At 45.2% G+C, this 24,938-nt stretch carries 20 protein-coding genes and 1 pseudogene; 6 read left to right on the forward strand and 15 right to left on the reverse strand.

The window, feature by feature from the left end; all coding sequences use genetic code 11:
• Positions 1 to 229: 229 nt before the first annotated feature.
• Both putP and metK read right to left on the reverse strand, forming a co-directional pair.
• Positions 230 to 1,753, reverse strand: coding sequence for a sodium/proline symporter PutP (putP, locus tag Q338_RS00005; protein WP_034290628.1), 1,524 nt, complete (start codon positions 1,751 to 1,753; stop codon positions 230 to 232).
• Between the two features lie 306 nt (positions 1,754 to 2,059).
• Positions 2,060 to 3,229, reverse strand: a complete 1,170-nt coding sequence (gene metK, locus Q338_RS00010; protein ID WP_034290631.1) for a methionine adenosyltransferase — start codon at positions 3,227 to 3,229, stop codon at positions 2,060 to 2,062.
• Positions 3,230 to 3,547: 318 nt separating this feature from the next.
• On the opposite strand from metK, the gene Q338_RS13590 reads away from it, so the two are divergent.
• The 6 genes from Q338_RS13590 to aroA all read left to right on the forward strand — a co-directional run bounded on the left by Q338_RS13590 (position 3,548) and on the right by aroA (position 10,780).
• A complete protein-coding gene (locus tag Q338_RS13590) occupies positions 3,548 to 5,416 on the forward strand; it encodes an O-linked N-acetylglucosamine transferase, SPINDLY family protein (protein WP_051968363.1) in 1,869 nt (622 codons plus the stop codon).
• A 254-nt stretch (positions 5,417 to 5,670) separates the two neighbouring features.
• Positions 5,671 to 7,767, forward strand: coding sequence for an ATP-binding protein (locus Q338_RS00020; protein WP_051968364.1), 2,097 nt, complete (start codon positions 5,671 to 5,673; stop codon positions 7,765 to 7,767).
• Between the two features lie 21 nt (positions 7,768 to 7,788).
• Positions 7,789 to 8,157, forward strand: a complete 369-nt coding sequence (locus Q338_RS00025; RefSeq protein ID WP_034290634.1) for a response regulator — start codon at positions 7,789 to 7,791, stop codon at positions 8,155 to 8,157.
• A 4-nt stretch (positions 8,158 to 8,161) separates the two neighbouring features.
• Positions 8,162 to 8,617, forward strand: coding sequence for a chemotaxis protein CheX (locus Q338_RS00030; protein WP_034290637.1), 456 nt, complete (start codon positions 8,162 to 8,164; stop codon positions 8,615 to 8,617).
• A gap of 90 nt (positions 8,618 to 8,707) precedes the next feature.
• Complete coding sequence (locus Q338_RS00035) at positions 8,708 to 9,289, forward strand: hypothetical protein (RefSeq protein ID WP_034290639.1); 582 nt, start codon at positions 8,708 to 8,710, stop codon at positions 9,287 to 9,289.
• Between the two features lie 195 nt (positions 9,290 to 9,484).
• Positions 9,485 to 10,780: a 3-phosphoshikimate 1-carboxyvinyltransferase gene (gene aroA, locus Q338_RS00040; RefSeq protein ID WP_034290641.1), complete on the forward strand. Its 1,296-nt coding sequence runs from the start codon at positions 9,485 to 9,487 to the stop codon at positions 10,778 to 10,780.
• Positions 10,781 to 10,925: 145 nt separating this feature from the next.
• Here the strand turns inward: aroA and Q338_RS00045 are convergent, their stop codons facing one another.
• The 13 genes and pseudogenes from Q338_RS00045 to Q338_RS00105 all read right to left on the reverse strand — a co-directional run bounded on the left by Q338_RS00045 (position 10,926) and on the right by Q338_RS00105 (position 24,859).
• Positions 10,926 to 11,885, reverse strand: a complete 960-nt coding sequence (locus Q338_RS00045; RefSeq protein WP_034290643.1) for an AEC family transporter — start codon at positions 11,883 to 11,885, stop codon at positions 10,926 to 10,928.
• A 476-nt stretch (positions 11,886 to 12,361) separates the two neighbouring features.
• A pseudogene (locus tag Q338_RS00050) lies at positions 12,362 to 13,331 on the reverse strand (TerC family protein).
• A 321-nt stretch (positions 13,332 to 13,652) separates the two neighbouring features.
• Complete coding sequence (locus Q338_RS00055) at positions 13,653 to 14,846, reverse strand: acetate kinase (protein WP_034290645.1); 1,194 nt, start codon at positions 14,844 to 14,846, stop codon at positions 13,653 to 13,655.
• Positions 14,847 to 15,067: 221 nt separating this feature from the next.
• On the reverse strand, positions 15,068 to 16,498 hold the full coding sequence (locus tag Q338_RS00060) for a sensor histidine kinase (protein WP_034290647.1): 1,431 nt from the start codon (positions 16,496 to 16,498) through the stop codon (positions 15,068 to 15,070).
• Between the two features lie 94 nt (positions 16,499 to 16,592).
• Entirely contained in the window at positions 16,593 to 17,276 is a 684-nt protein-coding gene (locus Q338_RS00065) for a response regulator transcription factor (protein WP_034290650.1), read from the reverse strand.
• Positions 17,277 to 17,425: 149 nt separating this feature from the next.
• Positions 17,426 to 19,312 carry a PglL family O-oligosaccharyltransferase gene (locus Q338_RS00070; protein ID WP_034290652.1) on the reverse strand — a complete coding sequence of 629 codons (1,887 nt, stop codon included), beginning with the start codon at positions 19,310 to 19,312 and terminating at the stop codon, positions 17,426 to 17,428.
• Positions 19,313 to 19,509: 197 nt separating this feature from the next.
• The gene (yczE, locus tag Q338_RS00075) at positions 19,510 to 20,160 is read right to left on the reverse strand and encodes a membrane protein YczE (protein WP_034290655.1); all 651 of its coding nucleotides are present in this window, start codon (positions 20,158 to 20,160) and stop codon (positions 19,510 to 19,512) included.
• A 268-nt stretch (positions 20,161 to 20,428) separates the two neighbouring features.
• Positions 20,429 to 20,671 carry a hypothetical protein gene (locus Q338_RS00080; RefSeq protein ID WP_034290658.1) on the reverse strand — a complete coding sequence of 81 codons (243 nt, stop codon included), beginning with the start codon at positions 20,669 to 20,671 and terminating at the stop codon, positions 20,429 to 20,431.
• A gap of 68 nt (positions 20,672 to 20,739) precedes the next feature.
• Positions 20,740 to 21,168, reverse strand: coding sequence for a hypothetical protein (locus Q338_RS00085; protein ID WP_034290661.1), 429 nt, complete (start codon positions 21,166 to 21,168; stop codon positions 20,740 to 20,742).
• Between the two features lie 88 nt (positions 21,169 to 21,256).
• Entirely contained in the window at positions 21,257 to 22,732 is a 1,476-nt protein-coding gene (trpE, locus tag Q338_RS00090) for an anthranilate synthase component I (RefSeq protein WP_034290664.1), read from the reverse strand.
• A gap of 80 nt (positions 22,733 to 22,812) precedes the next feature.
• Entirely contained in the window at positions 22,813 to 23,196 is a 384-nt protein-coding gene (panD, locus tag Q338_RS00095) for an aspartate 1-decarboxylase (RefSeq protein ID WP_034290667.1), read from the reverse strand.
• A gap of 54 nt (positions 23,197 to 23,250) precedes the next feature.
• Positions 23,251 to 23,832 (reverse strand): uracil-DNA glycosylase family protein, encoded by a 582-nt coding sequence (locus tag Q338_RS00100; RefSeq protein ID WP_034290670.1) that lies wholly within the window; start codon positions 23,830 to 23,832, stop codon positions 23,251 to 23,253.
• A 31-nt stretch (positions 23,833 to 23,863) separates the two neighbouring features.
• Positions 23,864 to 24,859: a hypothetical protein gene (locus Q338_RS00105; protein ID WP_034290673.1), complete on the reverse strand. Its 996-nt coding sequence runs from the start codon at positions 24,857 to 24,859 to the stop codon at positions 23,864 to 23,866.
• Positions 24,860 to 24,938: the final 79 nt, after the last annotated feature.

The following is a 24,938-nucleotide window of genomic DNA, read 5'->3' on the forward strand; positions in this document are numbered from 1 at the left end:
CATATTGGATTAGTCGTGAGAAAATTAATACGATACCACTGAATTGATGCGGACTTCTTTTTTTATTGTACTTTTTTTGTCGTGTACTGAAAGGCAGCCTGAAAATATAGTCGCAGAATTGAAAAAGCATTACGGCGTTGCCAACGCCCTGATGTACTATTCGTACACGGCGGGCGTTGTCGCCTTGTACTGCATTTTCACTTCTACGACTATGCACATTTACGTGAAATTAATTGCTGTCCAAATAACGCTTATTGGCTTCATCAAAACGATTTTGTACATCAGCAGACGGCTGTTTGTCCGACAAAGACACCAACCAAACGGTCAGCCAGCAGGCAATAAACGCAGGTACAATCTCATACATGGTAGGTGAGCCTGCTGCTTTCAACGCAGGATTAACCATTTCCGCCCACACCACCGTCAGCACCGCGCCAACTGTCATGCCAGCCAACGCGCCTTTTGCCGTCATGCGTTTCCAGAATAGCGACAAAATCACCACAGGACCAAACGCCGCGCCAAAACCCGCCCACGCATACGCCACCAAACCCAACACCATACTTTCAGGGTCAGACGCAATCAAAATGGAAATTACCGCCACCACCAACACCATCACACGACCCAGCCACACCAATTCTTTTTGTGAAGCTTGTGGGCGGAAAAAGCCTTTGTAAAAATCTTCCGCAATCGCGCTGGAGCAAATCAATAATTGGCAAGACAAAGTGGACATCACCGCCGCCAAAATCGCCGATAACACCACACCCGCCACCCATGGATTAAATAACAAAGTGGACAAGGCAATGAAAATACGTTCATTTTTACCGCCCATCGCGGTAACTTGGTTGGGGTGTGCGCCAAAATAAGCAATACCAAAATAGCCCACCGCCACCGCGCCCGCCAAGCACACCACCATCCAAGTCATGCCAATACGGCGCGCACTGTGCAATGATTTCACGCTATCCGCCGCCATAAAACGTGCCAAAATATGCGGTTGCCCAAAATAGCCCAAACCCCAAGCGGCGGCAGAAATCGCCGTTATCCAACCTGCCAAATCGCTGGGCGACAAGCTGCTGTAACTCACGCCTGTTTTGGTGCTAGCGGCGGCGATGGCAGCGTTCATTTGGTCTGTGCCACCGAGTGTTAGCCATACCATCACGGGGGCTAAAATCAGCGCGAAAATCATCAAGCTGGCTTGCAAAGTGTCCGTCCAGCTCACCGCCAAAAAGCCGCCAATAAAGGTATAGGCAATGGTTGCGCCTGCACCCAACCACATGGCTTGCGTGTAGCTCATGCCTTCAAACAGGCTTTGGAATAAACGCGCCCCAGCCACTACGCCAGAAGCGCAGTAAATGGTAAAGAAAAACAAGATGATAATTGCCGAAATCACTTTAAGTAATTTGCCGTGTTCACCAAAACGGTGGGCAAAATATTCAGGCAGCGTGAGTGCGTTGTGGTTCAATTCGGTGTGAATGCGTAATCTACCCGATACGAGTAACCAGTTGAAATACGCGCCTATGGTCAAGCCAATCGCAATCCATGCTTCAATCAAACCCGAAGCATAAATCGCACCTGGTAAACCCATCAGCAGCCAGCCCGACATATCAGACGCACCCGCCGACATCGCGGTAACGAATGCACCCAAACTGCGACCACCGAGAATGTAGTCATCAAAATTGCGTGTGGAAAAATAGGCAACCAAACCAATACCCAGTACGGCGAGTAAATACAAGCCAAATGTAATGTAAATGGGGTTCATGGTGAAAATCCTCTGTGAAATATTAGACTTATGGATTATCCAAATAAACACTATTCAGATGGGCGCATTGTAACCAGTTTGCGAAGAAAAGTTAAGATACGTTTAGGAAAAATGTAATTGAGTGTTGTAGATTTTTTCAGGCTGCCTTGTTGTATGCGATAAATGGTAGGGGGAACAGCGTCCACTGAAAAATATTGAAATGATGAGTTTTGAAGATGGTAGACGGTGTCCACCTTGCCAGTTGGCAAAAGAGAAGGCAGCCTGAAACATTTTTCAGTCTGCCTAATTTATTGATTAATAAGTATATTACAATTTTGCGGCGGCGCGTAATGCGGCGGCTTTATCGGTGCGTTCCCAAGTAAACTCGGGTTCTTCACGACCAAAATGTCCGTAAGCTGCCGATTTGCCATAAATCGGGCGCAACAAATTCAACATTTGAATAATCCCTTTTGGGCGCAAATCAAAATGTTCACGTACCAAAGCAATCAATTCCGCTTCGTTCAACACACCTGTACCAAAGGTATCAATGGCGATGGAAGTTGGCTCGGCAATACCAATCGCGTAAGAAATTTGAATTTGGCATTGTTTCGCTAAACCCGCCGCAACAATATTTTTCGCCACATAACGCCCTGCATAGGCGGCGGAACGGTCTACTTTGCTCGGGTCTTTGCCTGAAAACGCGCCGCCGCCGTGTGGGGCTGCGCCACCGTAGGTGTCCACAATGATTTTGCGCCCTGTCAAACCGCAGTCGCCGTGAGGTCCGCCGATGATGAATTTGCCAGTTGGGTTAATAAAATATTTGGTGGCTGGGGTAATCAATTCTTTGGGCAAGACGGGGAAAATAATGTGTTCTTTGACCGCTTTTTCTAAATCAGAATGGCTAATGCTTTCATCGTGTTGTGTGGACAAAACCACTGTATCAATGCGTTTTACACGACCTGTTTCGCTGTCGTAGGCAACGGTTAATTGTGCTTTTGCGTCTGGGCGCAACCAAGGGAGCAAGCCGCTTTTGCGTACTTCGCTTTGACGTTGCATTAGGCGATGGCTGTAATAAATCGCAAACGGCATTAAAGTTGGCGTTTCATCGCACGCGTAACCAAACATCAAACCTTGGTCGCCAGCACCTTGATTTAAATCAATGCCTTGACCTTCGTTCACGCCTTGCGCGATGTCGGGTGATTGCTCGGCGTAGTTCAACACGACTTTACACGTTTGCGCGGCAAAACCCAATTTTTCGTCATTGTAGCCAATGCGGGCGATGGTTTCACGGGCGATTTTTTCGTAATCCACTTGCGCGGTGGTGGTGATTTCGCCAGCCAAAACGCACAAATCGGTTGCCACCAAAGTCTCGGCGGCGACACGCGCTTTAGGGTCTTGCAAGAAAATTGCGTCCAAAATCGCGTCTGAGATTTGGTCGGCGACTTTATCGGGGTGTCCTTCGGATACGGATTCGGAGGTGAATAAATATTCGCTCATAAAATTTAGTCTTTCAAAATACAGGGAAAACCAGTTTTCAGGCTGCCTGAAAGTACACGACACAAATTATTAGCTTGCCTGAAGCCCCCTCCCCCGTTTAGGACTGGGGAGGGGACAGTTTTGTGGGAATAGAAAAATTGCCGCGTACCAAAAGGCAGCCTGAAAACCAAAACCGCAGAAGCATAGCCCCTACTGCTTTATTTGTCTATATTTGTTCGCATGATTATTATTGATGAAATAAGGGCAATTTTTTCATTTTCAGGCAGCCTGAAAGGTTTTTGTTATAATCAAATCATCTGATTAAACGAATGATTAACCATGTCTAAATCCCACAAAGCCGTGCCAACACGCAAAGCACAATTGGCAAAAAATCCCTTATTAAACAAAATTCTGAATCAAAAAAACACGCCACCAGCCGATGACCGAACATGGGTGCCAGAATACCAAGCCATCGCCGAAATGTTGCGTAACGGCGACACCGAGCGCGCCCTACAACGTTGTGAAACACTCGCCGCCAATTATCCGCATGAACGCGAAAATATCCCCAATCTCTGCGCCGCCTTATTGTCCGAAAACCGCCGTTTTCAGGACGCGATTGCCATGTGGCAGCGTATTCCGAATTGGCAAAACAAGGCATCACTGCAAAGCAATATCGGCAGAACGTATCAATTAGCCAATCAATTGGATTTGGCGCACACTCATTTATCCATCGCGCTGCAACTTGAGCCGAATCATTTGGACGCTTTGGTGAACATGGGTGTGGTGTTGCAAAAATTGGAACGCCGACAGGAAGCTATTGAAAATTATCAAAAAATTTTATCAATCAATCCGCACTACGAATTGGCACGATTCAATTTGGCAACTGTTTATCAGGATGAATTGGATTTTCAGGCTGCCTACCAATGTTATGAACATTTATTGCGCGAAAATCCACAATATACCAATGCTTTAGCCAATTTAATTTTCACACAACACTATGTTGTGCCGTATCAGCCCGAAGTGATTTTTGAACGCGCCAAACGTTTGGGGCAACTTTATGTGGAAAAATCTCAATCACTTGCCATTAAATTGCCTGCTCAAAATGCCGAAAAACCCTTGCATATTGGGCTGGTGTCGGCTGATTTGCAAACTCACCCCGTTGGTTTTTTTGTGGAAAGCCTACTCAAAAGCCAAGCAGCACAACAATTTACATGGTCGGCGTATGCCAATTCGCCCACTTTTGACGATTTGAGTGCGCGGCTGAAACCCGTGTTCCAAAATTGGCACCATGTAAACACATGGGGCGATGAGCGATTGATTCAACAAATTCAAGCAGATGGCGTGGATATTTTGGTGGATTTGTCGGGTTTGACACGCGGTAATCGCATAGGCGTGTTTGCTGCGCAAGCTGCACCTGTGCAAATCAATTGGTTGGGCTATTTTGGCACAACGGGTTTGTCCACCATGCAAGCCGTGATTGCCGACCCTTATTGCGTGCCGCCCGATGAAGAAAACCGATTTGTGGAACGCGTGTGGCGCATGCCGCACAGCCGCTTGTGTTTGTCTGTGCCAACGGAAAATGTACTAACCAATGAATTACCTGCATTAACAAAAGGTTACATTACATTTGCCTGTTTCCAAAATTTACCCAAAATCAACGATGAAGTATTGGCAATCTGGGCGCAAATTGCGCGCAGGCTGCCTGAAAGCCGTTGGCATTTTCAAAATTTAAGATTGGGTGAAAATAGCCAAGACCAAGAAAAACTCGCTACAAAATTGTGCGATTTTGGTTTCAATATGGCGCAGGTTTCCTTTCGGGGTTCTGTGCCACGTGCGGAATATTTTGCCCATCATCAGGATATTGATTTGATTTTAGACACTTTTCCATATTGCGGCGGCACGACCACCAGCGAAGCTTTGTGGATGGGTGTCCCCACGCTCACGTTTGCCCAATCGGGCATGTTGGCGCGGCAGGGCGAGCAATTATTGAGCGCGGCGGGTTTGCCCGAATGGGTGTGTCATCATTTAGATGATTATGTGGAACGTGCCGTGTATTGGGGGCAGCCTGAAAATTGGCAGCAGTTAAACGAGATTCGCGTGAATTTGCGTGAAAAAGTGTTGCAATCGCCGCTTTTTGATGCGGAACAATTTGGGCGTGATTGGTGTGATTTGGTGCGCGAAATTTGGCGCGATGCGTGTGGGAAATAGGGGTATCAATCCATTATTTCGCCGATTTTCAGGCAGCCTGCAAATCCACAATGGATATAAGTGTTAAATATTGTAAATTATTGAGCATTTGTTTACAAAATCATACGCAAATCCATTAAATGCAAGGCTTTTGCATGGTTTGGATTTACAAAAATCCATTTTCGGATTAAGATATAAGAGATTGCGAAGTAAATTTGTTTAACTAAATTTAACTCAAAAATAATTTAACGTTTATTCAATAGGAAAGTTTGACTATGTCTGCAGAAAATTCCAAAAAAACGCTGAAAGTCAGCGTATTTGAGCGTTATCGTAGCTTGTTATTGTCGCTGGGCGTGTTCTTGGCGGTGATTATTGCGGTGATGACGTACTCTTTGACGCTGTCTCGTGCGGTATCGGCACACAATACGGAAGTACAGGTCGCAGCACGCGCGAATGAGGCGCACGAAAATATGCTGCGTATTTTGTTTAACTTGAAAATGTCTTACGGCGAAGACCCAAATAGCCCACATGTGGCGCACTCGCTGAAAGTCTTGCAAAGCAACCTTGATATATTCCAGAAAAACTTGGATGCTTTGCAAAAAGGTGGTACAGGTGTTTCTGTTTCAGGTCAAGAAGTGGCGATTAACCCTTTGGGTGATGCGGAAAGCCAAAAGAATTTGCAGGCTGTGATTGAACGTTGGAATCACTTAAAACCACAAATTGCTTTGTATTTGAAAGATGCAATGTCGCCCACTTCCAATCCAGCACATTTGGAATTGGCAAGTATGAGTGCTCAAAATAACTATGAGCAAGTAAGTGGCAGCTTGACCGCGATTCGTGGTAACTTAAACAGCCAGATTCGTGTGGAAAGCCAACGCACCAATATGTTGCAGCTTGCAGGTGTATTTGGTTCTTTGGTATTCTTCTTGGGTTTCGTATTCTTCGTGATTCGCCGCTTGGCTGCTGCGGACGTAAAAGCAGACGAATCTCGTAAAGAAACCGAAGAAATCATGAATACGGTAAGCACGGGTTTGTTCTTGTTGGACAAAGACTTAACCATCGGTTCGCAATATTCTAAAGAATTGGAACGCTTGATTGGTCAAAAAGATTTGGCAGGTCAAAACTTAATTGATATGTTGGGCAGCCTGATTTCGCAAGAAGATTTGAACACCACCCACAGTTTCATCGGTCAATTATATAACCCACGTGTGAAAGAGCGTTTGATTGGCAGCTTGAACCCATTGACTCGCCAAGTGATGAACATTCAAGAAGGCAATAATACAGTTCAACGCTATTTGGATTTCAAATTTAACCGCGTTTACAAAGGCGATGAAATTTCGCGTGTATTGGTGAACGTATCTGACGTAACCAATGCGGTATTGCTGGAGAAGAAAATTCAGCAAGAACGTGAACAAAATGACGTTCAATTGGAAATGTTGAGCACCATTTTGCGCGCTGACCGTCAAATGATTGACGATTTTGTTCGCAACACGCAAAAACACAATATGGCAATCAATAACACTTTGAAAGCCCCTGGTGAGCGTCAAAGCGAATTGCGTAGCAAAGCAGAACATATTTTCCGTGAAGTACACAGCCTGAAAGGTGAAGCGTATGCTTTGAACTTGCATGGCTTTACCGTGATTGCGGAAAACATTGAAAATGATTTGAAAAAATTGCAAGCCACTTCTACCTTGACAGGTGAAAACTTCTTGGGCTTGGCGGTTCATTTGGAAGAATTGATGAACTTGACTCAAACCATTGAAGATTTGGTGGGTCGTTTGGGTAACAACAATGACAGCGTGAGTAACCAATCTACTTCTGGTAAACCAAAAATGTCGGATTACTATGAGCGTTTGGTGGCTGATGTGGCAGAACGCAATAGCAAAATCGTAGATTTCAACTATGTTGGTTTGCAACAAGTGGAAAATGAAGATTTGCGCACCACCATTCACGAAGTAGCGGTGCAATTGTTGCGCAATGCGGTGGTACACGGTATTGAAACCCCAGCAGAACGCCATGCGCGCCGTAAATTGGAAGCAGGTCATGTTCGCATGGAATTGCAAGATACAGGTTCTCAATACATTTTGAATTTTGAAGATGATGGCAACGGTATTGACTACAACGCCATTCGCGCTAAAGCGGTGAAATTGGGTCGTTACTCTGAAGCCGAAGCGGAAAATTTGAATAATAAAGAATTGTTGGCATTGATGTTTAGCTCTGGCTTTTCTACTGTGGAACAGGCTACAGGTGATGCGGGTCGTGGTGTGGGTTTGGATGTGATTAAAGACCGTGTAAATGCTATTGGCGGTAAAATCAATATTTCCACTTCTGCTGGTATGTACACGCGTTTCACGTTTACATTACCCAAATAATTGACGGAGAATAGACTGAAGATGGCAAGAAAAACCATTATGATTGTGGACGATTCTAATGTGATTCGTAACCGCATTAGCCGTAGCTCAAAAGAAATTGAATTTGAAGTAGTTGCTACGGCAATGAATGGCGCGGATGCATTGGAACTGTACAAACAGCACCGTCCAGACATCGTAACAATGGACTTAACCATGCCAAAAATGGACGGTTTGGAATGTATTTTTTCCATTACCGACTTTGATGACAATGCCAATATTTTGGTAATTTCCGCTTTATCTGATAAAGCAACTGGGATTAAGGCATTGGAATTAGGTGCGCGTGGTTTTATTTGTAAACCTTTTACTGACGAAGACTTGGTTCAAGCTCTCGTTGAAATGATGGAAGATTAATCTAATGAAAGAAGAGAAATTACAAGTATTTTTGGACGGCGTTCAAAAATATTTTGAACAAATGATGGACCCCGAAGAGCTGTCTGTGGGTACACCGTATTTGGTGGAAAACAGCGTGCCATCTGCCAAAGATTTCACAGGTGTAATTGCGATTTCTGGCAAAAGCAAGGGGATTGTGTATTTCACCGCACCCAAAGAGTTGTTGGAACGCTTGTTGGTGCTGATGGGCGAAAAAGACATCAGCGAAGCGTTTATGATTGACTTGGTGGGCGAAGTGGCAAATACGATTGCAGGTAATGCACGTAGCGAATTTGGCGAAGAATTTGAAATTTCTGTGCCAATCGTGTTGCGTGGCGCACCCGATGAAATCTTGTTGCCACGCAAAGACCGCAGCTTTGTGATTCCGATTACTTGGAAAAACCGCGCGGCGGCGATTGTGGTGTCATTGCGTAAACCTTAATTGCGCTCGTAAAGATTCAGGCAGCCTGAAAGTATTTTTCAGGCTGCCTGAAGTGTTATAATGCTGCCTTTAACCAGTAAGGATAATGAAATGAACCCTAAATTTTTAGCCTTAATTTTGAGTAGCGCGGTGGCTTTGACGGCGTGTAATGGTGGTACGGCAGACAAGAAAACGGCTGCGCCATCGTCTGAACCTGCGGCGGCTTCGGCGGCAGCGCATGAGCAAGATAAAGTGAAATTATTGAGCAGCGATGGCAAAATCAGCATTGAAACATCGGGACAATTTGCCGATAAATTGGGCGATGAAGCCGCTTTGCCAGAAGGTGTTGCGAAAGAAAAAATCACTTTATTACAAAAAGATAATGTAACAGGCACGACTTTGACCGTGATTGATACGGGTACATCTGTCAATCCAGCCGAGTATTTCCAAAAAGTGAAAGCGGCTTTGGAAGCAGATAAATCATTGAATAATTTGGTATTGGGCGATATTGCCGCCAACAGCATGACTTATGGTTTCAGCCAAGCCGATGAGCAGGGCAATATTTTGTTGAATGAGCGTTGCAAAATTATGCTGCACGGCAAAGATAAGTTGTACACGATTTGCGCCAGCAATACGGAAGGCAATCAAGACGAATTGGCGGCGGCTTTGAAATATATTACTACGGTGGAATGATTTTTCAGGCTGCCTGAACTGAATTTTGTCGGGACAGGATTTTTTCCTGTCCTTTTTTGTTAATTAATATAGTGGATTCAATTTAAATCAGGACAAGGCGACAGCGACCGCCGTGTACACCTAGTACATAAGGGAGCTGGTAACGCTGTACTGGTTTAAATTGAATTCACTATACAATAAATGGGTTATATATAAATGACTGAATCAATCACACTCGCCCCACGCAGCCTGAAAGCACACAACACGGTTGCTTTGCCAGGTTCAAAAAGCATCAGCAACCGCACCTTATTATTGGCGGCTTTGTCGGACAATGAGTGCGAAATCCGCTCGCTGCTCAAATCAGACGACACCGACCGCATGTTGGAAGCCCTTGAAAAATTGGGCGTTCCCATGCAAAAAACCGATTCAGGCAGCCTGAAATTGGTCGGGCAGTCGGGCAAATTTCCGAATAAGCAAGCCGATTTGTTTTTGGGCAACGCTGGCACGGCATTCCGCCCACTCACGGGCGCGTTGGCGATTTTGGGCGGCGACTACCATTTGCACGGCGTGCCGCGCATGCACGAGCGTCCGATTGGCGATTTGGTGGACGCGCTGCGGATTGCAGGCGCGAATGTGGACTATTTGGGCAACGAAGGCTATCCGCCTTTGCAAATCCATGATTTTTCAGATAAACAAGTCCGCGAAATCCCGATTAAAGGCAATGTGTCCAGCCAATTTTTGACCGCGCTGTTAATGGCATTGCCGCTCACGGGCGAGGCGTGGACAATCCGCGTGGACGGCGATTTGATTTCCAAGCCTTATATTGATATTACCTTGAATTTATTGAAACAATTTGGCGTAAACGTGGAAAATCACGATTATCAAATTTTCAGGCTGCCTGAAAATGCGACATACCACGCGCCCGAAATCGTGAATGTGGAAGGCGATGCGTCCAGCGCAAGTTATTTTTTGGCAGCAGGTTTGCTTTCAGGCAGCCCCGTTCGCGTAACGGGTTTGGGCAAAAACGCAATTCAGGGCGATGTGGCGTTCGCGCACGAATTGGCGAAAATTGGCGCAAATGTGATGTGGGGCGATGATTTTATTGAAGTTTCGCGTTCGCCCGAACAAAAAATCCTACCCTTTGATTTGGACGCGAACCACATTCCAGACGCGGCAATGACGTTGGCGGTGGTGGCGTTGGCGACGGGCGCGAAGTGCAGCATTCGCAATATTGAATCGTGGCGCGTGAAAGAAACCGACCGCATTGCCGCTATGGCGACCGAATTGCGAAAAGTGGGCGCGGAAGTGGTGGAAGAGCAAGACGCAATCCACATCACACCGCCCGAAAAATTGACCAACGGCGCAGCGATTGACACCTATGACGACCACCGCATGGCGATGTGTTTTTCGCTGGTGAGTTTGCTGGGCGTGGCGGTGCAAATCAATGACCCGAAATGCACGCACAAAACGTTCCCGACTTATTTTGATGTATTCAATGGTTTGAGCGCGTAAATGATGTTTCAGGCTGCCTTTCAGTACACGACAAACAAATGTAGGGCGCGTATTACGCACCAAAATACCCAATATTTTGAATGAGTTGGTGCGTGGTATGCACCCTACATTTTGGGGGCGAAACGGTAAGGCAGCCTGAAATTCATCACATCAAACCGAATCCACGCAAAATCATTACCCCCACCGAAGTCGTTACCATGCTGCCTGCGGTGGTAATGCCAATAATATTCGCCGCCGCTACATCATTGCCGCCCATTGCGCGCGCCATCACATAGCTCGCTGCCGCAACAGGCGTTGCCGTCATCAAAAACAAAATCCCCATATCCGTCCCACGAAAACCCAACCACACCCCAATCGCCACCGCCATCATCGGCGCAATCAGCAGCCGCCCAATGCTGGCTTGCATGGACACATCGGAGCGTTGGCGCATGGATTGCCAATCAAAAGTCGCGCCTGCACAAATCAGCGCAAGCGGTAGGGCAATGTGGGCGAGATATTGAAAAGTGTGCATGAGAAATTCAGGCAGCCTGATGTGGAGTGCATTGCCAATCAGTGCCAATACAATCATGATAATTAAGGGGTTTTTTGCAATTTTTTTGCCGATTTCGCACAATTTGTCGCGTACAGAATGGTTGGATGTGCGGCTTAAAGTCAGCACGGAAAACACATTCAGCAAAATCGTGATTAAACCCATATACACCGCCGCATGTGCCACACCCGCCGCGCCGTAGGCGTTTTGCACGGTTGCCAATCCGACTATGCCCAAATTGCTGCGGAACACGCCTTGCACAAACACGCCTTTGTCGCGCACATTTGGCACGCGAAAATAGGCATACAATTCAGCGAGTAAATACAAAAGCGTGGTACAAATCGCGCCAGCCGCCACCAGTTTGGCGTTGGCGGCATAGTCAATTTTGATGTCAATCAAATTCACAAACAGCATAAATGGCAAGGCAAATTTAAATACCAATTCAGACGCTTGTTCACAAAATTCAAGCGTAACCATTTTTTTCAGCCGCAAATATTTGCCCAAACACAATAATAAAATATTCGGCAAGGTAACTTTCAGTGCAAACGCGAAAGTCGCAAAGAATAGGGCAAGCATGGGGAATCCTTTTGTGTGTGTGGGTTTTCAGGCAGCCTTTCATTACCCTACAAATTTTTGTCTACCGCTCATCTGTTCCCTCTCCTGTGGGCATGGGTATCTACACATCTTTTTTTGAGATTATGTTGATTGTTTTTCAACAAAAATTTCAAAACAAGCTGACAAAATCTCGCCGTGTTACGCGTGATTTTGAAACTAAAATTAAGGGCTATTGAATTGATATTTCAAATAACCTTTTAATTTTATTGTAAAAATATGTGTAGATACCCATGCCTGTGGGAGAGGGTTAGGGAGAGGGTAAAACTTTCAATGCACCACGATTTTTCCCTCTCCCAAAGGAGAGGGGGTTAGATTGCTGTATTTCAACGATTTCAGGCAGTATTTCATTTTTTGTAGGGTAGCGAAAGGCAGCCTGAAAACCCCAAAACGCCGTTTGAAATCGCATTCAAACGGCGTTTTTGTTTCAAAATAAAAAATTAGGCTGCGTCATTATTTTTCGGTTTGTGCAACAATGAAGCCACCATCGCCACCACCAAAGCAGTAAACACCACCAATAGCGAAATTCCCACAGGAATGTGTACCCAATGCAAAATCAACATCTTAATACCGATGAAGCTCAACACAAACGCCAAACCATAATGCAAATACACAAAACGGTCAGCCATGTCCGCCAGCAAGAAATACATGGCGCGTAAACCCAAAATCGCAAAAATATTAGATGTCAAAACGATAAATGGGTCGGTCGTTACCGCGAAAATGGCGGGAATGCTGTCCACCGCAAACACCACATCGCTCAATTCTACCATAATCAGCACCAAAAGCAGGGGCGTGGCAATGCGTTTGCCGTTTTCAATGGTAAAGAATTTTTCGCCGTCCAAACGCTCGCTGACGTGAATGTGTTTTTTCAACCATTGCAACATTTTGTTTTGCGACAAATCTTCGTCATCATCGTTGTCATTGTGTTTGACCATTTTCACGCCTGTATACAGTAAAAATGCGCCGAATATATATAAAATCCACTCAAAACGGCTCACCAATGCCGCACCGACAAATACCATAATCGCCCGCAACACAATCGCGCCCAATACGCCGTATAACAAAACACGGTGTTGATATTGCGCTGGCACTTTGAAATAAGAAAAAATCATCAGGAAAACAAACAAATTGTCCACCGCCAACGATTTTTCCAACACATAACCTGTGAAATATTCCAATACTTTGGTTTTCGCCAAAGCTGCGCCATGACTTTGTGTTATTTCCCAATACAGCCAGCCTGCGAATGCACAGGACACCAGCACCCACACCACCGTCCATGTTAGCTTCTTTGGTGCTGACTTTATGCACACCTGTTTTTTTCAGCGTGAGCATGTCTATCCCTATCATGATGATAACGGCAATGAAAAACACCGCATAAAAAAGCGGTGAACCAATCGTTGTTTCGGTCATTCTGTTTCCTTGTTTAAAATAAAAATAAAACAATGCTGCCTGAAAATGTGAAATGTCTTTCAGGCAGCATGGTGTGCTTGTGTATCATTGTATAGTGAAGTATGAGTAGGTTTAAGTAATCAAGTAGTTAAATCTTGCTAATTGTCTTCAGGCTGCCTGAAAAGAGACAACTATTTTGTTTTTTCAATCAAAAACACCTTGAAAATCAAAATTTTCAAGGTGTTTTTGATTTTATAATGAATTCATTTAAAAACAGTACACGTGTAAGGTGCAATTTGTTGCTTCTTACATTGTGCCCTATTCACTATAATTTACTATAAATTACAACCCTGACAAACGTGCAGTGTCTTGTGCAATCATCAATTCTTCGTTGGTTGGAATTACCACAGAAACCACCTTGCTGTCGGCAGTGGTAATGATGCCTGCATTGCCAAAACGTGCTGCCAAGTTGGCTTCAGCATCTACATTCATGCCCAAGAATTCACAGTAATTCAATACTTTGGTACGGATAATATCGGAATTTTCACCAATACCGCCCGTGAACACCAAAGCGTCAATGCCACCAGCCGCCACCGCCATAGACGCCACATATTTCGCCAAACGATAGGAGAAAATTTCCAATGCCAAAATTGCACCTGCATGACCATTTAAAGATTCTTCTTCAATGGTACGACAGTCGCTAGACAATTCGGAAATGCCCAATAAGCCACTTTGTTTGTTCAATAAATTGGTAATTTCTTTCACAGACAAATTCAAATTGTCTGCCAAAAATTCGTACACACTCGCGTCAATATCGCCCGCACGTGTCCCCATTACCAAGCCTTCCAATGGGGTAATACCCATAGAAGTATCTACTGATTGCCCATTTTTGATGGCAGCCACAGACGCACCATTGCCCAAATGCGCCACCACCAAACGTAAATTATGTACATCTTTGCCCAAGAAACGTGCTGCTTCTTCAGATACAAAACGGTAACTTGTACCATGGAAACCATAGCGGCGCAAACCTAAATCGCGGTATAACTTGCGTGGCACGGCGTAGGTGTAGGCGTGTTCGGGCATGGTTTGGTGGAATGCGGTGTCAAACACGGCAACATTTGGCAAACCTTCAAAAATATTTTGTGCAGCGCGAATGCCCAACAAATTTGCTGGATTGTGCAAAGGTGCGAGCGGAATACATTTTTCAATCGCGGCAATCACATCATCATTAATCAAAACCGAATCGCTGTACAATTCGCCACCACTCACTACGCGATGACCAATTGCGCCCACTTGGCTGTCTAAACCCATGGCTTTTAATTTGTCCAGCATAGCACCAACTGCGCCTGTGTGGTCGGGTTGTGCGGATAAATCCACTTTTTCTTTTTGACCGTCCACTTTGAACGTGATGTAGGCATCGGGCAAGCCCAATTTTTCGCCCAAACAGCTCAACAAAACTTCGCTGTTTTCGGTATTCAATACCGCGCCTTTTAATGAAGATGAACCGCAGTTCAATACCAAGATTAATTTAGACATGTGGAACTCCCTTGTGATGTCATTAATGAGAAAACGCATTATTTTACACCGTTTTGGTGTTTTCAGGCAGCCTTTCGGTACACGACAAAAAGGATAGTAGGGTGCGCCGTGCGCACCAAATTCGCCACAATGTTTAATTATTCAGCTACTTGGTGCGCACGGCGCACCCTACATTTTCGTGATTAGAAAAATGGTCGTGTACTGTAAGGCAGCCTGAAACCTTATTTCTCCCCATCGGTTTTGGGCGGACGCGTTTTGGGGCTTTTGATTTTTTCGGGTTTGCTGGTGTGCGGCAAAATAAAGTGCATTTTCAAGCCATTGGGTTGCACATTTTCGGCAATAATTTTTCCATGATGTTGCTCCACAATATGCTTGGTTAATGCCAAACCCAAACCCGTTCCCGTAGTATTTGCGCTGCTGTCGGCGCGATAAAACGCGGTGAAAATATGTGGCAATTGTTCGGGTTTTACGCCGTTGCCATTATCCACGATTTCAATATGCAAATTTTTGCGGTCTTCATACATATTTACCTGAATCGTGCTGCCTTCGGGGCTGTAATTCATCGCATTGCGAATCACATTGTCCAGCGCACGATACAAATAGCTTTCATTGGCTTCAAAACGTGCTTCGGGGTGAATATTTTTCACATCTAATTGAACTGTATGATTTTTCTTTTCGGCGACTGCCTGACTGTCTTCCACAATCTGCTGCACAAACGGCACAATTTGCAAATTTTCGCGTTCCATTGGAATATTCGCCGTTTCCAAGCGCGATAGGGTGAGCAATTCGCCAACCAGCGTGTCCATGCGGCTTAATTCGCTTTCCAAACGGGCAATATAATCCGCTTGTTTTTCAGGTCGTGCTTGCAGCAAGCCAACAATTGCCTGAATTCGCGCCAATGGCGATCGCATTTCGTGGGAAACATGGTGCAATAAATGCCGTTCTTTTTCCAAAAGCTGCTCTAATTGATGTGCCATGCGGTCAAATTGCACGCCCAAATTGGCTAATTCATCTTTGCGGTCAAGCAATTGTTGGGAGACACGCGCGTTTAATTCGCCCGCCGCCAAACGGTTAATGCCTTGTTCTAAAATGCGAATCGGCTTGGTAATATTGCTCGCCAATAAATACGCCAGCAATAAACCAATTGCCAACAGCGACAATAAAATAATGATTTCATGCCAAATCGGTGCAAGCGGCAAACCCGGAATCAAAAACGGGCTGGGCATACGCTCCAATTGGGTGCGGTCAAAATTGCGGATAAAAAACAGGTATTCTTCACCAAATGGGTCGTAGCGTAGTGTAACCAATTTAGAATTGGGATTTTTCAGTGCGAAATGGTAGGCGTGTTCCACTTCTTCGGGTGGCACGGGGCGGCTTAAAATATCCTGTTTGGAATCGCCCGTGATGACGATGATGTTTTGCGCGGCGGATTCTTTTCGCAACATTTCCAAGCGGTTGCGTACGGATAATTCGCCGCCTACCGCCAATGAATTGACCACATCGCGCAATAAGCTGATTTCCATATCGCGTTGATGTTTGGATTGATTTTCTGCTAACTGGGTTTGCACCAGCCAAAAGGAAAAGCTGGCAACAAAAATCGCGCAAATAATCACCATGCAAAAAGTGGCAAAAATGCGTTGAAAAAGTTTCATAATGTGTTTTCGTGAAATAAATAATTTAATGAAATTATAACAAATAAGGCAGCCTGAAAACGAATTTTCAGGCTGCCTGTTTATTTAAATTGGATTAATTTTTCACAAACAAATATCCTAAACCGCGCACGGTTTGAATCAGCGATGGGTCGCCTAATTTGTGGCGAATGCTGGAAATATGCACATCAATGCTGCGGTCAAATTTGGCTAATTTGCGGTCAAGTGCCTCTAATGACAAGGTTTCTTTGCTGACTACTTGTCCTGCGTGGCGCATCAGTGCTTCCAGCAAATTAAACTCGGTGCTGGTCAATTCCAAAGGTGTCTCGCCCACAGAAGCTTGGCGTTTGGCGGGGAACAGGGTTACATTACTTACGGAAATGCTGTTGGTGGCTGCGGCATTGTCGGTATTTTGTTGGGCGCGGCGCAAGATGGCGTTGATACGCGCCAACAATTCGCGTGGTTGGCAAGGTTTGGGGACGTAATCGTCTGCGCCCATTTCCAAGCCGATGATGCGGTCAATGTCATCGCCTTTTGCGGTCAGCATGATGATGGGAATTTTGCTTTGGGCGCGTACGGTTTTCAACACGTCCAAACCGCCCATTTTAGGCATCATGGAATCCAAAACCACGACATCGTATTGATTGCCGCTGTGTAAAATTTCTTTTACGCCGCTTTCGCCATCGGGCATACGGTTCACTTCCAAACCTTCGGCGGACAGGTATTCTGCAAGTAATTCGGTTAAGGTGTCGTCATCATCTACTAATAATACGCGGCTCATGGTTTATCCTTTGTGAATTTGGGCTTTTCAGGCTGCCTGAAAAGCTATGAAATCAAAACAATATGTATCTTAACAGTTCTGTCTTTACATTTGTATCTTTTGGCGGCTGCCTTTGCGCGTTTTTGCACTTGCGAAGTTGTCTTTACAATTTAATGATTTGATTTGCCAAATAATTTGTCTTTTGGGGGCAAGGCTTCGGCACAAGCAGGGGCGTGTTTGTTGGCGGCTTGGTAGGCTTTGCATTGTTGGGTGTATTGTTCGCGCAATTCGGGATAATATTCGCCCAACATGATTTCATTGCCATACACGGGCATTTGGTGCGGATAGTAACGGTAGGTTTGGTACATCCAGCGTTTGGCTTCGTCAATTTTGCCCTGACGATACAGTAATAAACCGTTTTTATACGCGTGGGCGTAGGGGCGGAAAGCTATGGAGCGTTGGGCAAGATTTGCCCAGCTTGCCACTTCTGCTTGATTGGTGTGGGTAAAATTAATCAGGGTTAAGTCAGCATAATGGGCGAGCATGGGTTCGGTTTTGCTGACCATGAGTAGGTGCATAATTTGCTCGGCGCGTTCTTTGCTGGTGTTATTTTTTTTGGTGGCGATGACCAAATCGTTGTACACAAACGCCAAACGCACTATCCCCAACGCCATAATTAAGGCGCAAAAGCCCATCACCACGCCATACCAATTGATTTTCAGGCTGCCTGAAAGGGTTTGGCTGGTGGTGTCGGTTTCTGTTTCAGGGTAGTCTAAACCTGTGGTCATGAAACTGGGGAATAGGGCAAAAATGGTTAAAAAATAAATATACCAAAGCGGATATTCCAACACGCTGTGGGTTAAAGACACCGCCATCAATGCTAATAAGAGTAAACTGGGGGCGTTGCGCGTTTTCAGGCAGCCTGAAATTGTCCACGCCAAACCACCCAATATCAAAAGGGTGCCAACTAAACCCATCTCCGCCAATAAATTCAAAAATGAATTGTGGCTGTGGGTGAACAAGACATTGGGGTCGTATAAACGAAAACCTGTTTTGTACACATCGGGGGCGAGTAGGAAACTTTGTGCGGGATAGCTGCCCCAGCCGTGTCCCCAGATGGGGGCGGATTGGAAGACTTGCCATGCTTTTTGCCATTCGTGGCTGCGCCCTGAACCTTCGTGGCTGTGTCCGCTTAAGCGTTCTAAACTGCTGTTTAGATTGGTTTGTTCATTGAATAATTGCATGATGGGTTCTAGCGCAAATTGGAATGCAATCACGCCAGCCGTCGCCACGCCCATGCAGATTGCGACACGATTTAATGTTTTGCCGCCAAACACGCGTGCTAGGGGCAACACAATCGCCATCGCCATCACATACGCCATCAGCGCACGAGATGAGATAATCCCCGTTGTCGCGGTCAAATACAGCAACACAGGCACCGCCAACCACCATTTTATCCGCCGCACACCCCATAAATAGCCCGCCGCCAGAATCCCCCACATCATGAAATGCCCCAAATGGTTGTATTGCCCCAATTGCCCTTCAATAATGCCTTTGCGATACATTAAATAGCCAGCAAATTCAGCCGCATAGCCCGTATATTGCGCCCACGCCACGGCAGCCTGCAAACCAGCCGCCACCATCATCAGCCACGCAAAAATAGACACCACGCGCTCTTGCCCAAAACGCGCCACCCATTGCCGACACGCCCATGCTAACAGCGCGTAGGCAACAAACGTCCACGCCACCATATCGTTTTGTCCGACATAGGGTACGTCCATCGCCCGCCCTTGAATTGCCCAAAATATTGCCAAAACAAGGAAATAGAGACTTGTAGGTGGCAAATTGGCTTTCAGGCTGCCTGAAAAATGGGCGTGATGGTGGCGCGCGGATTGCCAAAACATTAGCACCGTCATCATCACCAGCAACAGCGTAAACAGCAGCGACATACTTTCCAAATAAAAACTGCTCAACATGCCCACGCGCCAGATGGACAAAAACGGCACAAACAGCAATGCCAAACCCACCCAAAGGGGCAATAAAGACCATTTAAACAAAGGATTATTCACAATAAAACCATCACAAAATTTTTAAATAAATAAACAATTTAAATATTCAGGCTGCCTTTCATTACCCTACAAAAATAAAGCATTGCCCACAATCGTTGAGTATTGCCAATTTCACCCTCTCCCTAACCCACAGGAGGGATAGGTAGGTGGCAAAAATTGTAGGGTACTGAAAGGCTGCCTGAAAATCATTTTGCAAACCATCTTGCCAAAACCAATAAACTCATCTGCACCACCCAGCCCACGCCAAAGGCAAACAACAAGGTCCCCACGCCCACCGTGCCGCCCAAAGCCCAGCCAATCAAACACACCGTGCTTTCCAACAAACTGCGTACCACGCCCACGCGCCAACCCGTGCGCTGACACAGCCCGACCATTAAGCCATCTCGCGGGCCCGCGCCCATGTGGCAAGTCAAATACACTGCCGCCGCCACGCCAATCACGACCACGCCACCCACGCACAACAATCCGCGCAACAGCCAATTATCCGCGCTCGGCGCAGGCACAAATGCCACCACGAACCCCAACACCAGCGCAATCACCGCAATATTCGTCAACGTCCCCAAACCCACGCGCAAATGCAAAGGTATCCACAGCAACATCACCACCGCGCTAATCATCAAAGTCGTGATACCGATATTCAAATCCAGCAGTTTCGCCAAACCTTGCGCAAACACCACCCACGGCGCAGCCCCCAAATTTGCCAGCACCAACATCGCTTCACCCAAACCGCAAAACGTCAAACCAATCAATAGTACAGTCAAAGATTGTCGCTCAAACGACCAACGCGATTTGGCTTGCCAAGGGGTTTGAGGGAGCAGAGAATGGGGTTTTGTCATGTTTTATTTTTCCTTGTTTTTTGAGATTTTCAGGCTGCCTTTCAGTACACGACAATTTTTGGGATTTACGCCAATCTGTCCCCTCCCCCGTCTCCAACGGGGGAGGGCTAGGGTGGGGGAAAATTTGTGGAAATAAATCAATATTTTTGTAAATCAACGAGTCACCCCCACCCTAACCCTCCCCCGCAAGCGGGAGAGGGGACAGGTTTCAGGCAATCCAAAGATTTTTTTCGTGTACTAAAAGGCTGCCTGAAAAATATTTTGCCAATCAATCAAACAATTTAATCAAAAAATTCCACAAACCATTCAGCCACCAAAACACCAATCCCACCCAAAAAATCGCTTGCACCAACACCGTCAGCGCGAATTTTAGCGGTTGATTTTGGCGTGAATATTGGGCGATGGGTGTGCGTGCCACGCCCGTTTTGAACGCGCCCGCCAACGCCAAAGTCAGCCCATACACCCACCAAAACCACAAAATGGACAACAGTAAAAACAGGATAATTCGCATGGTTTAATCCTTTTCAGGCTGCCTGAAATGCAGGGGGCGCTGTGCGCACCGATTTTTACATAAAACGCTTACATCTGACGGACGGCAATATGACTTTTCGGCAAAATCCAACGCAACACCACCGCCGCATAAATTGCCGCGACCAAGCCGCTACCTATCGCCATGCTGAATGGCACTTCATGCCAAATCGTTATATCTCGCCAAGCCATCAAAACCAAAGCGTAAACAAACACAATCCCAAACATGATTGCCGCCATTTTTTGCCAAACCATAGGTGTGTCGCGCCAAAAATGCGCCAAACAACACACCATTGCCAATAAAAAAGTGGGCGTGGTTGCCAAGATTGCTGCGTAAACATTGATGAAAAAAATGATATGAATATCATTGGCTTGCTGGCGAGACAAATCTGTAACAAAGATGAACAATAATAATGCCACCAACAATTGCGTTACCAAAGGAAAACCAATCAAAACGCGCCAATAAGGATATTTTTCCATGATTTTAAGCTTTCAGGCAGCCTGAAAGTCCTAGCGGACGGCAAAATCCTAGCGGACGGCAATGCCATTCACAAATATCAAAAAAACATTAACTGTCCAAGCCTTCCTGCACCATTTGTGCCGCTCGCAATACCGCACGGGCTTTGTTTTGCGTTTCCTGCCACTCGCTTTCTTCCACGCTATCGGCAACAATGCCAGCACCGCTTTTTACATACAAAACATCATCTTGAATGATTGCCGTGCGAATCGCAATCGCCAAATCCATGTCCTGATTAAAGCCCCACACGCCCACCGCGCCACCGAAAATATTGCGTTTTTCCGTTTCCAACTCCTCAATAATCTCCAAAGCGCGCACTTTGGGCGCACCCGACAGCGTGCCAGCAGGAAAAGTTGCCGCCAAAATGTCCATATTGCTCACGCCCTGTTTCAGGCTGCCTTCCACATTGGACACGATGTGCATAACATGCGAATACTTCTCAATGACCATTTTATCGGTAACCACCACCGAGCCAATCTCGCTAATGCGCCCCACATCGTTGCGTCCCAAATCAATCAACATGGTGTGTTCGGCAATTTCTTTGGGGTCATTGAGCAAATCGCGTGCATTTTCAGCGTCTTGCTCTGGCGTTGCGCCGCGCAAACGTGTGCCAGCAATCGGACGCACCACCACCTTATCGCGTTCACGGCGCACCAAAATTTCAGGCGATGAACCCACAATGTGAAAATCGCCAAAATCATAATAAAACAAATATGGAGACGGATTGAGCGTTCGCAACGCACGATACAAATGCAAAGGATTGTCTTTGAAAGGCAATTTCATGCCCTGCGCTGGCACAACCTGCATGCAATCGCCATTCAAAATGTATTCACGAATTTGGCGAACGTACGATTTGAATGCGGTTTCGCCTGTGCTGTGTTCAGGCTGCGTGGTTGCGCTGCCCAAACTCAAAGGAATTTCAACGCTTTGGCGCAATTTGTCGCGCAAGTTTGCCAATTTTTCTTGTGCCAATTCATAGCCTTGCGGATTAGCAGGGTCGGCATAAACAATCAAATAAATTTTGCCCGATAAATTGTCAATCACCGCCAGCTCTTGCGACAACATCAGCAAAATATCAGGCGTATTCAAAGGGTTGTTTTTGGGCGGATTTTTCAGGCGATGTTTGATGTGTTCAAAATAATAAATCGTTTCATAGCCAAAATAGCCCACCAAACCGCCTGTGAAACGCGGCAATTTGGGGATTTCAGGCGTGTTGAATTGCGCGTGAAATTGCTCAATAAAGGGGAGCGGATTGCCTGTATGCGTTTGGGTAAGCTGATGATTTTGATACACTTCGGTGGTTTCGCCCGACACTTTCAAATAAGTGTGGCACGGCAAACCGATAAATGAATAGCGACCAAAACGCTCGCCACCCACCACCGATTCCAGCAAATAGCTAAATGGTTGATTTGCCAGTTTTAAATAAATGGAAAGTGGCGTATCCAAATCCGCCAGCACTTCTTGCACAAGGGGAATGCGGTTGTAGCCCGCGTGGGCGAGTTCTAAATATTCTTTTTTGGAAATCATGATATTGTCTTTCTTTCAGGCTGCCTGAAAAACAAAAATGGCGTGTAAAACCGATATTCTACACGCCTATGGGCATTCAATCACAAAATCGTGTGGGCTGGTTCGTAATGGATAATGTCGCGGATGTGATTGCGCTCGTCCACCAGTACCACTTTGGGCTGATGTGCAGCGATTTCAGGCTCGGACAACATCACATAGGACATAATAATCACAATATCCCCTGCTTGCACCAAACGCGCCGCCGCGCCGTTTAAGCAAATCACGCCGCTACCGCGTTCGCCTGAAATGGTGTAGGTTTCAAAACGCTCGCCATTGTTATTATTGACAATTTGGACTTTTTCGTTCACCAAAATCCCTGCTGCGTCCAGCAAATCTTGGTCTATGGTAATGCTGCCCACGTAGTTTAAATCGGCTTGGGTTACGGTGGCGCGATGGATTTTGCCACCTAAAAGGGTACGAAACATGGTTTTCTGCTTAATTTAAAAGGCGGTTATTGTATGATTTGGGGGCGGATTTGTCTAATGTTTAGGGCTGCCTGAAAAAATAGGGCGGTATATTTCTGCTTTCTGTTCCAATTTCAAAGGATAAGCGCGTGAGGTGGACGGCATACGCCACAACGTCAAATCACGCCCATTGTGCGAAAACGCGAATGGCGTGCCGATTTTCAGCATTTCAGGCAGCCTGAAATGGGTGAGCAGGGTTTGGGTGGCAAGTTCGCCTGTGGTGATGATGGTTTGGCAATATGGGATTTGCGCCAACAGTTTTGTCAAATCCACCGCTTCCACGATTTGCAAAAATTTATCCGAAGCATTGCCTTGCAGACGTTTCACGCGATAAGCGGTGTCGTAAATGGCAATGCCTTTTTGGTGCAGAAAATCGCGGATTTTGCGTTCGTGAAAGGTTTTGTTTGCCAAATCAACAAAATAATCCTTATCGCCAAAAAACACCAAACCAAAAACACGCCACATATCGTTGTTGAAATTGGGGTAGTAAAAATCCATTTTCCAACGGTGTTTGGGTGGCGGAAAACTGCCCAATATCAAGATTTTGGCGTTTTCGGGCAAAAATGGGGGAAGTGGGTGGGTTTCGGTTTCGTTCATTTTTGTACTTTCAGACTGCCTGAAAAATTAATCATCTTTCAATGATTGTAGTAATTTCTACTACAGAAATAGCCCCGTCTTCCGCTTCCCCATCATCATTCACATTTGGAATATTTGGTGGAATATTACTATCTTGTTGAAAAACGTTATTTAGATTAGGTAAATTTGAATTAATTACACAGCCATATGTCGGTAATTGATTAGTGCAAAATAACATTCCTTGCCCTCTTGTTGATGAAACGCCTTTTGGAACATGATTTTTAATTGTCTTTGATAAAGGAACTGACTGTATTTTATTAATTAAATCTTCAATGATTTTATTCCACCCAATATCATTTGGAGAAATGTTTTGAATATCAAATTTTTTTCCTGCATTACCTAGCACAAATTCGTACAACTCAAAAAATAAAGGTTTGAACTTACTTAAATTCGGTACACTTGCCTCCCCTACCAAATGAGCAAAAATATTACTACAATAGAAAGAGTTCGAACTATTATTATCTATAAACAAGTATTTAGCTGATGAGAAAATATCCCATTCAACTTGACAATCTATATACCTAATCTGCCCCTGTAATCCTTGTTTTGAAGATTTTACATATTCAAATTTAGGCCAATTTGCATACAAATCCCATTGGTCTTTATTATCTGGAACTAAATTAGCACTATGAAAAATACTATCTTTTTTAGCTTGTAACAACAGAGCTTTTCTCTGTTTTACACCCCCATTTTCTACAATATTATTTATCAATAATACATCCCCCAATTCAACATAATTTTTTGTCCAATTGTTAGGATTTTGGATATTTTTAACATAAGGCTTTTGATGTATAAAAATCCCACCAACTTCAAATTTTACTCTCCCATGAGATAAATTAAAGTTGTTTAAAATACTAGGGAAATAACAAACTAAATTTGCTATTAATTGTGGTTCTGTTTGACTAACGTCTTGAAAAGAACAATCTAAAATATTTAAAATTTCATTCATCAACTCCCAAGAGTCATTATTATTTAATACTAAAGACATTTTAAAACTCCTATCATGATTTTAATGTCTAGCAGCCTAAAACCTTTTACGTTTCAAGCTGCCTGCTGAAATTTCAAAA

It is taken from the genome of Alysiella crassa DSM 2578 (assembly GCF_000745955.1).
GTDB lineage: Bacteria > Pseudomonadota > Gammaproteobacteria > Burkholderiales > Neisseriaceae > Simonsiella > Simonsiella crassa.

Bases quoted from the DNA above. Each gene is read 5' to 3' on its own strand.
- putP (WP_034290628.1), bottom strand. From the start codon at position 1,753: ATGAACCCCATTTACATTACATTTGGCTTGTATTTACTCGCCGTACTG.
- metK (WP_034290631.1), bottom strand. From the start codon at position 3,229: ATGAGCGAATATTTATTCACCTCCGAATCCGTATCCGAAGGACACCCC.
- Q338_RS13590 (WP_051968363.1), top strand. From the start codon at position 3,548: ATGTCTAAATCCCACAAAGCCGTGCCAACACGCAAAGCACAATTGGCA.
- Q338_RS00020 (WP_051968364.1), top strand. From the start codon at position 5,671: ATGTCTGCAGAAAATTCCAAAAAAACGCTGAAAGTCAGCGTATTTGAG.
- Q338_RS00025 (WP_034290634.1), top strand. From the start codon at position 7,789: ATGGCAAGAAAAACCATTATGATTGTGGACGATTCTAATGTGATTCGT.
- Q338_RS00030 (WP_034290637.1), top strand. From the start codon at position 8,162: ATGAAAGAAGAGAAATTACAAGTATTTTTGGACGGCGTTCAAAAATAT.
- Q338_RS00035 (WP_034290639.1), top strand. From the start codon at position 8,708: ATGAACCCTAAATTTTTAGCCTTAATTTTGAGTAGCGCGGTGGCTTTG.
- aroA (WP_034290641.1), top strand. From the start codon at position 9,485: ATGACTGAATCAATCACACTCGCCCCACGCAGCCTGAAAGCACACAAC.
- Q338_RS00045 (WP_034290643.1), bottom strand. From the start codon at position 11,885: ATGCTTGCCCTATTCTTTGCGACTTTCGCGTTTGCACTGAAAGTTACC.
- Q338_RS00055 (WP_034290645.1), bottom strand. From the start codon at position 14,846: ATGTCTAAATTAATCTTGGTATTGAACTGCGGTTCATCTTCATTAAAA.
- Q338_RS00060 (WP_034290647.1), bottom strand. From the start codon at position 16,498: ATGAAACTTTTTCAACGCATTTTTGCCACTTTTTGCATGGTGATTATT.
- Q338_RS00065 (WP_034290650.1), bottom strand. From the start codon at position 17,276: ATGAGCCGCGTATTATTAGTAGATGATGACGACACCTTAACCGAATTA.
- yczE (WP_034290655.1), bottom strand. From the start codon at position 20,160: ATGACAAAACCCCATTCTCTGCTCCCTCAAACCCCTTGGCAAGCCAAA.
- Q338_RS00080 (WP_034290658.1), bottom strand. From the start codon at position 20,671: ATGCGAATTATCCTGTTTTTACTGTTGTCCATTTTGTGGTTTTGGTGG.
- Q338_RS00085 (WP_034290661.1), bottom strand. From the start codon at position 21,168: ATGGAAAAATATCCTTATTGGCGCGTTTTGATTGGTTTTCCTTTGGTA.
- trpE (WP_034290664.1), bottom strand. From the start codon at position 22,732: ATGATTTCCAAAAAAGAATATTTAGAACTCGCCCACGCGGGCTACAAC.
- panD (WP_034290667.1), bottom strand. From the start codon at position 23,196: ATGTTTCGTACCCTTTTAGGTGGCAAAATCCATCGCGCCACCGTAACC.
- Q338_RS00100 (WP_034290670.1), bottom strand. From the start codon at position 23,832: ATGAACGAAACCGAAACCCACCCACTTCCCCCATTTTTGCCCGAAAAC.
- Q338_RS00105 (WP_034290673.1), bottom strand. From the start codon at position 24,859: ATGTCTTTAGTATTAAATAATAATGACTCTTGGGAGTTGATGAATGAA.